Raw genomic sequence first — 14270 nt, forward strand, 5'->3', positions numbered from 1 at the left:
ACTTGTAAAAAGTGGTCCGCTTTTGCATTTAATCGGATGGCACATGAAATAAATTCAACAATTGTTAATTGAACTTTCAACTACGTTCAGATTCCGATTACGTAGATTTTAAAACGTATTTTCAATTTTAACCATGAAAAAGACAGTTCTAATTTGTCTGAGGTATTTGTCACTTTTCTTGCTCTTAATAAGCGTAAGTTGTGAAAAGTCGCAACCGCAAAACAACGTCGAATTGGTTGCTCAACTTACCCAATTGGTCGAGGCCAACCAGCGATTTCTACAATTGGTCGAGACTGCGAATAACAGCAGTAAAGAGTTTCAAGCCCAGTTTAAGAAAAACCGATTGCTCTATAAAAAAGTGGAGTGGGCGGTTGAATATTTTGCTCCAGATACGGCACGATTCATAAACGGGCCCGCACTCGACGAACTTGAAGTAGAAGAAAATAAATTTTTACCACCAAACGGTTTTCAAGTAATTGAAGAGTTGATTTTTCCACAGTATTTGCCCGAAAACAGAAAAGCCTTGATTGCCGAATTAAAAATCCTGAATGGAAATTTATTGCAATTGAAGCGGCAGTTTGAGCAAATTCCGATTACGAAAGAGCAGTTGTTTGATGCGCACCAACTAAATGTAAATCGGTTGATTGCTCTTGGTATTACGGGATTCGATTCGCCAATTGCACAGCATTCGATTCCCGAAGTTGCGGCTACTCTAGAATCGTTTTTGGTTTTAAAACAACAATTCGATTCGCCTACGTTTACTGCTTTGGAAAAGAAGGTGCGTGCATCGCAGAATTACTGTCGTGCACACAACGATTTTAACTCCTTTGATCGCGCCGAATTCATACTGCGTTTTGTACAACCAATTGGTGTTTTATTGCAGCAATTAAAGACGGAGCACCGCATTGCCGATGTTGATAGAAACGCCGCCGTAAATCAATCGGTAGCGAGTTTTCTGGCAGCAAACGCGTTCAATGTTGATGCGTTTATTCCAGATTTACAAAATAAGTACAGCGAAGCGAAGGCAAAGTTGGGCGAAGCATTGTTTTCCGATACCGATCTTGCCGGCAGCGGAAATAGGAATTGCGCTTCTTGCCATCGGCCCGAACGCGCGTTTACCGATGGTTTGAAAACAAATGTAAGTTTACACGGTAAATCGCTGCCAAGAAATACACCTACACTAACGTATGCAGCGTTACAAAATGCACAGTTTTGGGATTTGCGTCAGAGCGATTTGGAGAAACAAAGCAAAGATGTCATTACCAATAAAGACGAGATGCACGGCGATTTAGCTGTATTTTCAAAGAAGGTAAATGCTTCGAAAAAGTATGCAAAGCTTATTAAGGCGGCATTTCCGAAGGAAGAACAACTAGATCCTACCAAAGTACAAATGGCACTTGCGAGTTACGTACGCAGTTTAACGGCTTTTAACAGTGCTTTCGATAGATATTTTCAAGGCGAAACGACTGCCATGAATGCCGAGGAACGCGCCGGTTTTAATGTTTTTGCAGGAAAGGCAAAATGTGCGACTTGTCATTTCATTCCGGTTTTTAACGGAACGGTGCCTCCTGTGTTTGCTAAAACCGAGCAGGAAGTTATTGGTACTCCGGCCACAGCAGACAACAAACAATTGAGTCCGGATTTAGGAAGATACGCCATACATCAATTGCCACAACTGCGAAATGCGTTTAAAACGCCGACACTTCGCAATGTTGCTAAAACGGCACCTTACATGCACAACGGTGTTTACAACAGTTTAGAGCAGGTGGTTGATTTTTACAATCGGGGCGGTGGAGTAGGAGTGGGTTTGAAAGTAGATAACCAAACGTTGCCGCCGGATGCGTTAAACTTAACGACACAAGAGCAAAAGCAGTTGGTAGCTTTTTTAAAAACGTTGAACGATCAGTAGTGTTTGGACGTTACGTTTGTGCGCACAGTTCCTAGCCCCGACTGCAGCGGCTAGCCCACAAAAAAATACGGTATTGTGAAACGGTAGACGCGTGGCGACCAAAGAAGCCGCGCGGAGACCGATTGAACAAACCGTATTTTTTGAGGACTAGTAGCGAAAGGCGGGATTAGCTACTGATTACGACAATTATTTTATTCTGCTAGAGTTATCTTGAGCAGACGTTTTTTCTTGTCTTCAGCACCCAAGAAGTAAATAGCGTTTTTCGTTGTGTAACCATTTGAAACCATAAAAGGTATTTCTCCGTCTTTGTCGTCGATGATTTCTTGGTAATCAAAATCGCCATGCTGATTAATTCTGATGGCATTTAGATTTGCCCGACCGCGTGACGATTGAACGAATTTGATTCGGTCATTCGATAATTTCTTTACTTTTTCTCCGCTATTGATAAAGAAATAGGTGTTGTTAGAGGTGGTTAAAGAAGTATAAGAAGCGTAAGGATCTTTAAAATCAAAACTTGCCTCAGATTTATTGATATTTCGTGACCATTCGAGATTACCGGCTGTATTTAGTTTGACACAAATAATGTCATCCTTGTGGTAAGAGGTTATTGTTCTGCTTCCTCCATTTGCATTGAACGTTGTTTGTGAGGTGGAATAATCTTCTTCGGCATTGAATATAATCTCTTTGTTTTCAGTAGTTGTAATTCCACGAAATGCGAGCGAGCGTAGTTCTTTATCTTTAACTTTACCGTATTTATCGATCATAAATTGCTCCGAAAACGGATTAAATTTTTCGGCTTTAATCTTTAGTGTAGTTGGATCGATATCGTAATAACATATTCCTTTGTAACGGTTATCTTTCTTTTCGGAATAGAATCCAACACAAATCAGTTTATCGTCGATTAGTACTGTTTTTAGTGATGCCGCGTATTTGTCTTTGGAGTCAAAAATATTGGAAACTGCCCCTTTTGCGCTGATTCGAGAGAGTTCGTATCCGTATTTTCCTCCAACTTCTTTACTTTTGGATTCGGGTGTAAAAAATCTACCTAAAGCGTATAAGGTTGTACCGTCGTTAGAAATTTCAAATTGAGAAACTTTGTAATCACGTTCTTTAATATCGCGTTCGAAAGTGTGTTCTAATTTAAGATTCAGGGACTTGTCGAAAAGATAAAATTGATGTGACTCCATGTTTTTTTCTTGATCGATATCTATAGTAATTAAAAAAGCTGATTTATCGTCATTTAAAAATAGTCGAGCACCGAAACCGCTACTTCCCGACATGCTAAATAAGCCTCCTTTTTTAGGTTTCTTATAAGGAAGTTTTAGTATTTCTTTACGTTGAAATTTAAAAGTTGTTAGATCTCCGCTGTTCGCTGAAAATACGTACGATTCACTAGTTTTATCATATAATAATTCGATAATGTGTAGCGTATTACCGTCCATTAAAAAATCTAAAGTCGGATCTTCGGAGTCTTTATGAACTTCCTCAAAATTATAGTCGTATTCCCGTTTCAGCTCAAGTTGTGCGTTGTAACATTCAATAAAATAGCCCTTTGCAGATCTTCCCAGCATTCCTCCGTAGTAAGCACGCACTACAATAATTTCGCCATTAGCCGCTTCAAGTACTTTCGAAAGTCTGGTGTTTTTTCTACTATCTTTGAAAATCGGACCAAGTTTTGTTTTTAGTCCAAGTTCTTGCGCGTGGCAAAAAAAAGTACTGCTCAGGAGCAGCATGCAGAAAATAAACAGTTTTTTCATCGTTTTGTTTTAGTTGGTATAGGTTTGTTTAAAGATTAAAAAAAGCAAAGCACAATCTTAAAAAGATTGTGCTTTGCGAATTTGCAAAAAAATATAGAAAACGTTATTCCAATTGCAAGGTTATTTGCCCGTCTTCTTCCAAATCTGTTTTAATATCTTCCGGGAACAAGCTTACTTCTCCAGTTTTTAGTTCTTCTTCCGGTTCCGGTTCGGGTTCGTACGGTAAAGGTTCGAGTAAATTTACTTGTTTGATTTTATCGCTGGTAAGCTGATTACCAAGGGCTTTGAATCCTTTTACCGATATAAACTCTTCGAAATTCAACATAATTGGTTCTTTTTGAACGCCTTTCACTTTTGCGAAAAGCACTTCGGCCATAGGGCGCCAATCAGTAGCTACTAATTCGAGTTGCGAATTCGGATGATCGCTAATAAAACTGTCTTCCTTATTTTCCGTTTCAACTAAAAAGCGCTTTACAAAATACTTGCTTTTTTCGCCGTCAAAATAAATTGCAGATATCGGTTTCTTTGGAATCCATTTCTCCAACACAATCATGTCTTCTTCAAAATGCGTGGTTAATTCGGGCGTTATCACCTTTAATTTTCCACTTTGCGTGATGATTAAGATTTTATCGTTCGGACGGAATTCGCCTAATAATTCGCCTCGACCGTCAACGTTTAGTCGTTGCACCGATTCGTCGAACCAGATTTTACGCGGACGTAAAGTTGAAATTCCCTTTTCTTTGAGTTCAATTTTTTTGATCGGATATTTCGTTACCGTATTTCCGCGGGAAGCACGACCTTTAATGGCAATCGTTGCAAAATCGAGGTCAAACTTCAATTTTTTGATACTGCCCACCTGGCGTAGCAATACAGTAACCACTTCGGCTTCGCCATTCGGATTTGCCGAAAAATACAAGACTTGCGATCCGGGTTTTTCCTGCGTTAAATCGTAGTTTTTGTCGCGCGTTACGCCCGAAACATTGAAACGTTTCACAAAGGCGGAACCCGACTTACCATCGCGATAAATTAAGTTGTAAATCGTTCGTTTGTCGTTTTTATCAAATACACTTACGTGGATGATGTCTTTGCCAACAAATTTCTTTTCGTCGACTTTAGTGACCAGCATTTTTCCGTCGCGCAAGAAAACAATTACGTCATCAATATCCGAACAGTCGCCAACGTATTCGTCTTTTCTTAATCCGGTACCTATAAAACCTTCTTCGCGATTGACGTACAATTTGGTGTTTCGCAAAACCACTTTCGTAGCTTCAATGGTATCGAAATTGCGCAATTCGGTTTGGCGTTCGCGACCTTTCCCGAATTTTTCTTTCAAGCGAGTAAAGAACGCAATGGCGAAATCGACAATGTGCTCCAAATCGTATTTCACTTGTTCCATTTCAGCTTCCAGCTTCGCAATCAGTTCGTCGGCTTTATCTGAATCGAAACGGGTAATACGAATCATCGGAATTTGCGTTAGTTTCTGCAAATCATCGTCGTTTATATCGCGTACCAGCATGTTTCGAAACGGTTCGAAGCGTTTATACATGTATTGGTACAGCGATTCGCGGTCTTGGTACAACTTGAAATCAATGTACATTTCTTCGCGAATGAAGATTTTCTCTAAGGTTGAGAAATGCCATTTTTGTTCGAGTTCGTCGAGTTGTATTTCGAGTTCGCGTTTCAGTAAATCGACTGTTCGCGCAGTTGATACGCGTAACATTTCCGAAACGCCCACAAAAAGTGGTTTGTTGTCTCTAATAACGCAACCCAAAGGCGCAACCGAAGTTTCACAGGCCGTAAAGGCATACAGCGCGTCGATGGTTTTGTCTGGCGACACTCCCGGCGGTAGATGAATCAGAATTTCGACTTCGGCAGCCGTATTGTCTTCGATTTTCTTAACCTTGATTTTGCCTTTTTCGTTGGCTTTAAGGATGCTATCGATTAAGGTTGAGGTATTTGTGGAAAACGGAATTTGTGTAATTACGAGTGTTTGCTTGTCGAGCTGACTAATTTTAGCACGTACACGTACACGTCCGCCGCGCATACCGTCGTTGTAATTGGAAACGTCGGCAATTCCCGCTGTCGGAAAATCGGGGAAGAGGGTAAACGGTTTTCCTTTGAGGATTTTTATCGAAGCATCGATTAACTCGTTGAAATTATGCGGAAGCACTTTCGTGGAAAGACCTACGGCAATACCTTCGGCTCCTTGCGCGAGCAGTAACGGGAACTTTACGGGTAAATTAACCGGTTCGTTTTTACGTCCGTCGTACGACAATTGCCATTGGGTGATTTTTGGCGAGTACAGAATTTCGTGTCCGAGCTTTGAAATACGCGCTTCGATGTATCGCGATGCTGCGGCGCCGTCGCCGGTGAGGATGTTTCCCCAGTTTCCTTGCATGTCGATTAATAAATCGCGCTGACCAATTTGTACGATCGCATCGCCAATACTTGCATCGCCATGCGGATGGTATTGCATGGTATGTCCAACAATGTTTGCTACTTTGTTGTAGCGCCCGTCGTCGAGTTCTTTCATCGAATGCATGATACGGCGCTGAACGGGCTTAAAACCGTCTTCAATGGCCGGCACCGCGCGTTCGAGAATTACGTAAGAAGCGTAATCCAAGAACCAGTCTTTATACATGCCGGTGACTTTGGTAATCGTGTCTTCCGGATTTTCGTTGTTTTCGTAAAAATGAGGACTTACGGCTGGGCGAATGTCTTCAAAACCAGTGCTTTCATTGGTTTCGAATTCATTTCCGGCTGATTCGTTTGATTCAGATCCTAGGTTATTTTCTTCTTCTTCTTCGTCTTTCATTTTTTAAATGTGCTTTATTCAAGCTAGTTAACTTTTAAAGCTTATTTTGCTTTTGGCATTTCACGCTGATAAAATACCTTTCCAACTCTTTTGATGTGCTCTTTTAAACTGTCAGATTGTAATTCATCAAATAAAGAGATATCTACCAGATAAGGGATTTTACTTTCTTCGATGTTGGTTTTTATTTCAAATAATTCGCGATAATCTAAATTCCCAAAAACGGTCATATCAATATCAGAACCTTCACGATAGTTGCCGAGTACTCGCGAACCGTAAATTACAACTTTCTCAATGCCATCATGACTTTTAAAAAGTGATGTTAGTACTTGAAATGAATTAGGATACAAGCCAAACATATTATAGAAACGTTTTCATTTTCAAATAAAAGTCCTTTAACAGAGGAAAGTAAATATCACGAATATTTTTAAATTCTCGCTCTAAAATCAACTCTTGGTACGTGTGTACTGTTAGGTTTCGAGTCTCCAACATATTCATCCACTCTTCGCCTGAACTAATTAAGCCTTTATTGAATGCTTCTCGGGTTGCACTTCTAGAACCAATAATATCTCGGATGCCTTCATGAGTCAGAAAATCTTTCATAACCTTCCAAGCCAATTCGTGCGTAAATTCAAAACGTTGAATAATACCTTCTTTAATCAAATTTTCGCTTGTGTTGCCATAGTTTTCAATAGCCGACTCGAATTGCCGAAATGCGTCCTCATAATTTTGAAATCGCTGTATCCATCTTATGTCTCGATTTTCCATGGAAAAGTACTTTTACAGTAAATCACATTCGTCTATTTTATGTCTACTCCACCACATCCAACTCCACCTTCAAATTATTGATGATAAATTCTTGTCGATCGGGTGTGTTTTTTCCCATATAGAATTCCAATAATGTTTCAATGGTCGTTGCTTTGTCTAACATCACCGGATCTAAACGGATATCTTGCCCAATAAAATGTTTAAACTCGTCTGGCGAGATTTCTCCCAATCCTTTGAATCGAGTGATTTCAGGTTTTGGTTTCAACTTTTCAATGGCATCGATGCGTTCTTGGTCTGAATAGCAATAAATCGTTTCTTTTTTATTTCGCACCCGAAACAACGGCGTTTGCAAAATATACAAGTGCCCTTCCTTGATTAATTCTGGAAAAAACTGCAAAAAGAAGGTTATCAACAGCAAGCGAATATGCATGCCATCCACGTCGGCATCGGTGGCAATTACAATGTTGTTGTAACGCAAATTTTCGTAATCTTCTTCAATATCCAGCGCCGCTTGCAATAGGTTAAATTCCTCGTTTTCATACACGATCTTTTTGGTCATGCCGTACGAGTTTAAAGGCTTTCCGCGCAAGCTAAAAACGGCCTGCGTATTTACGTCGCGACTTTTGGTTATCGAACCTGAAGCCGAATCTCCTTCGGTAATAAACAACGTACTTTCGAGACAGCGCGGATTTTTCGTGTCGGTTAAGTGCACCCGACAATCGCGTAATTTTTTGTTGTGTAACGATGCTTTCTTAGCGCGCTCTTTCGCTAGTTTCCGAATGCCGCTCAATTCCTTGCGCTCGCGTTCGGCTTGTAAGATTTTACGCAGTAAGGCATCGGCAACTTCCGGATTTTTATGTAAAAAGTTGTCGAGTTTCGTTTTAATAAAATCATTCACAAAACTGCGAACCGACGGGCCATTCGGACCAATATCCGTGCTTCCGAGCTTGGTTTTGGTTTGCGATTCAAAAACGGGTTCTTCAACTTTGATGGAAATGGCCGAAACAATCGATTTTCGTATGTCCGAAGCTTCAAAATTCTTATTGTAAAACTCCTTGATGGTTTTTACAATGGCTTCGCGAAAAGCACCCAAATGCGTACCGCCTTGCGTCGTGTTTTGTCCGTTTACAAACGAGTGATACTCTTCTGAATACTGTGTTTTCGAATGCGTTACAGCCACTTCAATATCATCGCCTTGCAAGTGAATAATCGGATATACCTGATCTTCTTCGCCTATAGCTTCTTCCAAAAGATCTTTTAGTCCGTTTTCCGAAACAAATTTCTCACCGTTAAAGTAAATAGTGAGTCCGGTGTTCAGGTAGCAATAGTTGCGCAACATCCGCACAATGTACTCGTGGCGGTATTTGTAGTTTTTAAAGATGGTTTCGTCGGCAACAAACGATACTTTGGTTCCTTTGCGTTTCGTAGTTTCTTGCAATTCTTCTTCTAAAACCAAATTTCCGGCCGAAAATTCCGCTGCTTTTTGTTGGTTGTCGCGAACCGATTCTACACGAAAATAATTCGATAAGGCGTTTACCGCTTTGGTACCCACACCGTTCAAACCAACCGATTTTTTGAACGCTTTCGAGTCGTATTTACCGCCGGTATTCATTTTCGAAACCACGTCGACAACCTTTCCGAGAGGTATACCGCGACCGTAATCGCGCACGGTTACCTGTTTGTCGCGCACCGTTACCTCAATGGTTTTTCCGGCGCCCATCACAAACTCGTCTATACAGTTGTCGATCACCTCTTTAAGTAAGATGTAAATTCCATCGTCGGGCGAGGAACCGTCGCCTAATTTTCCAATATACATACCTGGGCGCATCCGAATGTGTTCCTTCCAATCGAGCGAGCGTATATTGTCTTCGTTATAAAGCGTAGATTCTGACATGTGTTACTTCTGATAGATAGCTAATATACTAGAAAGCCTTGCTAAATTTTATCTCAAAATTCAGAAGTTATCAATAACGATATTGACAGTAGGTATACCAACAAAAAATTGATGGTAATTATAATTATTTGTAACCCTTGCTGTCAATAAAAATAACGTTTAATGAATTATAAAATAATGTTAATTTATTGTTAATATTTATTTTTTGATAACTGCCATAGAGAAGATATTTCTAACTTCGTGAGAGTTTTTTGCACAGAACATTACTAGTTCAAGAAGTATCTTGAGTAGTTTAAGTATTACTTATTAATTTAGATTAATGTATTTATGAAAAATCAAGTAAAATTTTTTTGTTTTTTGATGGGTCTAATGACTTTTTCTAGTTGCAATGAATCCTCGGAGAATGTTGAAAATCAATCCGTAAATCTTAAAGAGATTGATTTGGATTTAACTGCTTTAAGAGTTAACTCTTCTAATTTATTTACATACACATCCAAGGCTCAACTCCTAAGTGAAATCCCAAGGGCCGTAGACGTTCTGTATGATGATGCACAAAGAGAATTAACCAATAATAGCAATCTGACGCATGTTACGTTTCTGGTTCGTTTTTCGCAAGGTAAGGCGGTTATATCGGAAGTAGCTTATGTGAATGCGAATTCACGGACTATCTATGATGGCGCTTGGCTAGATTCTCGCGGACAATTTGTTTCCAATACGAACTCCTCTCTGGGATTACTTCCTGGATTGCCATGGGATGCTATTTTAAAGGGGGGCTGTCCGCAAGGTTATACCTCATTAGGTACTTGTTCTAATACTGGTTCAACTGCGAGTATTACGGCGTGTATTTCGACTGCAATTTCAACTTTTCTGTCATCTACAATATCTGCTGTTGGTGGCTGTGCTGAGACAAGAGTGAGTGTAGGAATTTTAAATACAAGAGTTTCCGGTAAAACTTGTTAGATTGCGAATTATACCCAAATTAGAGCTGTCATCAATATAATTTTGATGACAGTTTTTTTTTGGGCAGCTGCCGGCGACGATGGTGCGTCATCGAAATAAGTTTATCCGCGCCGGCATCCGGCTTTCCGCGATAAGCCTTTTCCGCCTCCGTCTCAAAACAAATCACCGAAAACGGGCTTCCGCTGGTCGCCGTTTTCGGTGTTGTTTTGTAGCCGTTTTCGTTAAGTCTTTCTGCTGCAATCCGTGCTGCGGAAGCGAGCTACACGTTTAATGTCTCCAGAAAAACTAAAAAAATAACAGCTACTAGTTTTTGATTATGGTGTAGCTTTCTGTTTGACCTGCATGTGTGAATAAAACTATGTATGTGCCAGTAGGCAGGCTGCTAAGGTCAAGTTGGGTTGGCATCACTCTACTATTCCATGAAAGTAGCATAACTCCAGATTGACTAAATACAGAAANCGAGCTACACGTTTAATGTCTCCAGAAAAACTAAAAAAATAACAGCTACTAGTTTTTGATTATGGTGTAGCTTTCTGTTTGACCTGCATGTGTGAATAAAACTATGTATGTGCCAGTAGGCAGGCTGCTAAGGTCAAGTTGGGTTGGCATCACTCTACTATTCCATGAAAGTAGCATAACTCCAGATTGACTAAATACAGAAATATTACTTACTCTAATAAACGGCGGTAGGTAAAAACCGTTTCCGCCTTCGTTTGGATTAATGCTAGGATTATTAGGATCGTACGGATCGTAAGGAATGACAAACCACGGAGCGTTATTTTTAACAGAAACATTTAATATACCATTTGTTAGGGGATTGGGATTAAGCACAAAATTAGCTCCGGTAAGGTTTGTTGATGGCGGTGGGCAATTGGTAGTACAATTCGTTATTGGATAAGTTACAGTTTCCCAGTCCGACCAGCCACAAGAATTTCTTGCACGCACTTTAAATTCGAAGTTTTTGTTGCAAGTGGGGTAAAGAAAAACTCGTCGGGAGGTGTCGGTCATGTAATCTCTATTCCATGCCACATTTTCGGTAACTTTTTGAAATTCTACTTCAGTCACAGTTTCGTTATTTGGTAGAAAGTTAACTTGAAACCCCTCTGTTTCACAAGCGTTTTCAGGTAGTAAGGAATGTTGCAAATATAGATTTGGATTTACGTATGAAGTATAATCAAATCGTGGTTTACCAACCCAAATATCTGTCTTAACGAACGTTACTTTTCCACACGTATCTGTATCATTTCCAACTACAACAGCCAATGAAATATAGCCACTGAAACCAGGGTTTGCTGTTACGGTTACTGTGCGTGTATTTGATCCTGCGATTGATGTCATTGAACTACCTTGTAATAATTGCCACTGGTAGCTATTTGCTCCAGCAGGGACAGTAAATTGCGCAGAGGTACAAAAGTTAGACGGCCCCGATATCATATTATTTTCGCAATATGCTGTACAATTATTATTAACGTAAGGCTGTTCATTTAACTCAGCTGCAAGCCAGTTACCATTTCTTACTTGAAACGAAATATGTTGGTTGTTACTAGGCGCGCCAGTGCCGTAATCTACAATAAAATTATCGAATCCGGAAGTTAGTCCGGGTTCTGGAGTGCTATTTCCTGCGTACTTTTTAAGATAGTCAGAAGGAATTACATCACCTTCGTTTCGCTTTATATCCAACGCGCTAACAACTGGGATGAAACCATATTTGTCGTTTACTACATCCACTAGGTCTGATAAAATAGGCACTTCAAAAGTTAAGTTTCCTTCACTATCTAGTAAATCAATTCGACCGCCGGAATATGTATCAAACGGTAGCGCCTGCTGCGGTGCATTTTGACTTTGATTGATTAGATTATGTACGATTGTTGGACCAATAAATAGCAGCTTCTTTTCGTAGCGTATTCTTCCTCTGTAAATCCGGTTTTGCGAACCCTGATTTCCGTAAGTGGCAAAGTCAAAATTAGTTTGCCATCGGCTATTGCCAGGTAGCAAGCCTACAATAACCAATCCAATGTCGAGCGTTGCAACACCTACAAATGGCGCCAAAAATACATTTAACGCATCAAGCCAAAATCCGGGATTGCTTTTGGAATCTATTACTAACAAAGGAGCACCTGGTACAAACCCATTGTTAGCGCTACACTCATTTCCGTTGCTTATCGCGATGTTCCGCGATTGTTGCGGCCACCCCATGGCAGTCAAGGTTTGTTGCCATTCTTGATTATAAGTACGTGTTTGCGATTGATCTGGCATTGCCGACCAATAGTTTAACTGCCTTGCCGCCGTTTGGTCTTGTAAGCTTAGCAATTGCGATGGTGTGACGTAGGTTGGAATGTTGTTGTTGTTTCCGCCAAAGAAATTCAAAAAATCTTCGCCTAGTTGCGCCAAATTCATACCAATCGGTATTAAAACTTCTCCAGTTAACCAAGCTAGTGGTGTTTCGGTATATTCTTGCTTCATATGGTTCGCAAAATGCTGAAAAGCAAGAGGCGTATTTGCGCCTTGCATGGGGCTATCATGAGCGATAAACAATCTTACATCGTGCGTTTTGTTTTCACGTTCCATGCGGGCGAGCGTATATCGACCAATAACACCACCCATGCTCTGACCTAAGAGCACGTTGGGCTCCGTGCTGCCGCTAAGCACTTTTTGGGCATTAACCCAATTAATTACCTCTTCCAATACCCGACTGTTGGCGCGCATGTCTGCCATACCTCGAACCCAGTCGATGTAAATAAGGTCGTAGTCGTTAGCATTATTGTTAGCATCCAACAATGGCTGTAAATTACCAGAATTGTTTGTTGAATTTAAGAAGTTTTGCAATGTGCTTTCCCCACCAAAATCATCAGGCTTGGTAAAATTGCCTGTATCCAAACCTTCGGCAATGATAAAGGGTTTGGTGATTTGTTTATTGCCCGGTATTAACTTTATGGTGAGCCAAGCTGCATTAAAAAAGTTGTTGTTTTCATAAATATATACCCGCTCACTGTTCACAACGATACCGCCGCGTTGTTGCACCCGATCAAGCTCAAGGTCGTTTATTTTAAATTTACTTTGGCAATACCACTCTTGCTTGTTTTTAAGGGTAATTTTGTAAATGATATCGTATATTTTATTCTCTGAAAATTCAAATCGTATGTTGGTATCAAAAGGTATTGCTATAAATCCGTTACCATTATTGGCATTGATCTCAATCTTTTCAATTTGATTTTTTAGGTTCGACAAAAAGAGCTCGGTAGGCAACTTAAAATACACTTGTTTACTCCTGCTTTGTTGAATGGGTGTAGTAAGCGCAAAAGTTTGTAATGTTTTGTACGGATTTTGCCATACACCGTTATTAAATGAATCGTAATACTTGTTGTCATCAACTATAATTCGTTTGCCGGCCAAGGCAGTTTAATCCAATTTTTGATATTCGTATAGCAAGCCCGATAAAATATATATTCCGCTGCTGTCTTTGGTAGCGTTGAAGCGAGCTTTTGCCCAGTTGTAGGCATAGCGGTCAAAGGTGGGCGTGTGCACGGTATCGGCCACCACCTTACTCATAAACAGTGTTTTGTAAATATCGCCTAATACGTTAGTGTTAATATCCGTGCTGTCTGTCAATACGCCATTATAGGCCGTAACATTGGTAAACTCCATGCCGTAATCAAGCAAGATACCCGATTGAACTTTGGTTTTATCAAGATGCTGAAAAGTCCGATTAATGGCGTCTTTCCAAGTCCGGTCAATGTTTATTTGCGCATTTAGCACAAATGGTGTGAACAACAGGCATAAATAAATTTTTTTCATAATTCAGTTGATGTTTTGTTATTGTGTAAAATAGGTATCGAAACGGCCGTCAGTTATCTCGTAAACAGCACCCGTGTTTGGATTTATTACAGTAAATTCGAAAGTTGCGGATACGATCTTGTTTTGTATATCAAATTTTGTGACTTTTAGAGTACCAGGTTGGTCAGAGGTTGTTTTACCCTGCGGACAGATACAATTAAAACTTAAAAATGCGTAGAATTTGTTATCCTCGCGTTCAAGCAACAAAATATCGCCCTCTGACAATTCCGCTTTTATAGAACCTATATCTATCTGAACATAGTCATTTCCTGCTCTAGATCCAGTAATCCCAAAATAATACTCCCCATCCACCAATTGATAAAAGCAGTTAAAAAA

9 protein-coding genes and 2 pseudogenes are annotated in these 14270 nt (G+C 40.1%); 2 read left to right on the forward strand and 9 right to left on the reverse strand.

The window, feature by feature from the left end:
- Nucleotides 1-133 precede the first annotated feature (133 nt).
- Nucleotides 134-1909 (forward strand): cytochrome c peroxidase, encoded by a 1776-nt coding sequence (locus CHX27_RS11675; protein WP_094486951.1) that lies wholly within the window; start codon nucleotides 134-136, stop codon nucleotides 1907-1909.
- A gap of 191 nt (nucleotides 1910-2100) precedes the next feature.
- On the opposite strand, the gene CHX27_RS11680 is transcribed toward CHX27_RS11675, so the two are convergent.
- From CHX27_RS11680 to CHX27_RS11700, 5 genes are all read right to left on the reverse strand, one after another.
- Nucleotides 2101-3666 carry a hypothetical protein gene (locus CHX27_RS11680; protein WP_133063466.1) on the reverse strand — a complete coding sequence of 522 codons (1566 nt, stop codon included), beginning with the start codon at nucleotides 3664-3666 and terminating at the stop codon, nucleotides 2101-2103.
- A 103-nt stretch (nucleotides 3667-3769) separates the two neighbouring features.
- Nucleotides 3770-6481 (reverse strand): DNA gyrase/topoisomerase IV subunit A, encoded by a 2712-nt coding sequence (locus tag CHX27_RS11685; protein WP_094486953.1) that lies wholly within the window; start codon nucleotides 6479-6481, stop codon nucleotides 3770-3772.
- A 41-nt stretch (nucleotides 6482-6522) separates the two neighbouring features.
- Nucleotides 6523-6837: a nucleotidyltransferase domain-containing protein gene (locus CHX27_RS11690; protein ID WP_094486954.1), complete on the reverse strand. Its 315-nt coding sequence runs from the start codon at nucleotides 6835-6837 to the stop codon at nucleotides 6523-6525.
- 1 nt (nucleotide 6838) lies between these two features.
- Complete coding sequence (locus CHX27_RS11695; RefSeq protein ID WP_094486955.1) at nucleotides 6839-7246, reverse strand: nucleotidyltransferase substrate binding protein; 408 nt, start codon at nucleotides 7244-7246, stop codon at nucleotides 6839-6841.
- Between the two features lie 43 nt (nucleotides 7247-7289).
- Nucleotides 7290-9140, reverse strand: coding sequence for a DNA topoisomerase IV subunit B (locus tag CHX27_RS11700; protein WP_094486956.1), 1851 nt, complete (start codon nucleotides 9138-9140; stop codon nucleotides 7290-7292).
- A 327-nt stretch (nucleotides 9141-9467) separates the two neighbouring features.
- Between CHX27_RS11700 and CHX27_RS11705 the strand changes: the two genes are divergently transcribed.
- Nucleotides 9468-10100: a hypothetical protein gene (locus CHX27_RS11705; protein WP_133063467.1), complete on the forward strand. Its 633-nt coding sequence runs from the start codon at nucleotides 9468-9470 to the stop codon at nucleotides 10098-10100.
- Between the two features lie 303 nt (nucleotides 10101-10403).
- Here CHX27_RS11705 and CHX27_RS15955 read toward each other — a convergent pair.
- The 4 genes and pseudogenes from CHX27_RS15955 to CHX27_RS15580 form a co-directional block, all read right to left on the reverse strand.
- Nucleotides 10404-10544, reverse strand: a pseudogene (locus tag CHX27_RS15955) (T9SS type A sorting domain-containing protein); the annotation flags it as partial.
- Between the two features lie 63 nt (nucleotides 10545-10607).
- On the reverse strand, nucleotides 10608-13493 hold the full coding sequence (locus tag CHX27_RS11715; RefSeq protein ID WP_094486959.1) for a T9SS type A sorting domain-containing protein: 2886 nt from the start codon (nucleotides 13491-13493) through the stop codon (nucleotides 10608-10610).
- Between the two features lie 6 nt (nucleotides 13494-13499).
- Nucleotides 13500-13895 carry a hypothetical protein gene (locus CHX27_RS11720; RefSeq protein WP_094486960.1) on the reverse strand — a complete coding sequence of 132 codons (396 nt, stop codon included), beginning with the start codon at nucleotides 13893-13895 and terminating at the stop codon, nucleotides 13500-13502.
- Between the two features lie 18 nt (nucleotides 13896-13913).
- Nucleotides 13914-14270 (reverse strand): annotated as a pseudogene (locus CHX27_RS15580) (hypothetical protein); the annotation flags it as partial.

It is taken from the genome of Flavobacterium aurantiibacter, assembly GCF_002251775.1.
Taxonomy (GTDB): Bacteria; Bacteroidota; Bacteroidia; order Flavobacteriales; family Flavobacteriaceae; genus Flavobacterium; species Flavobacterium aurantiibacter.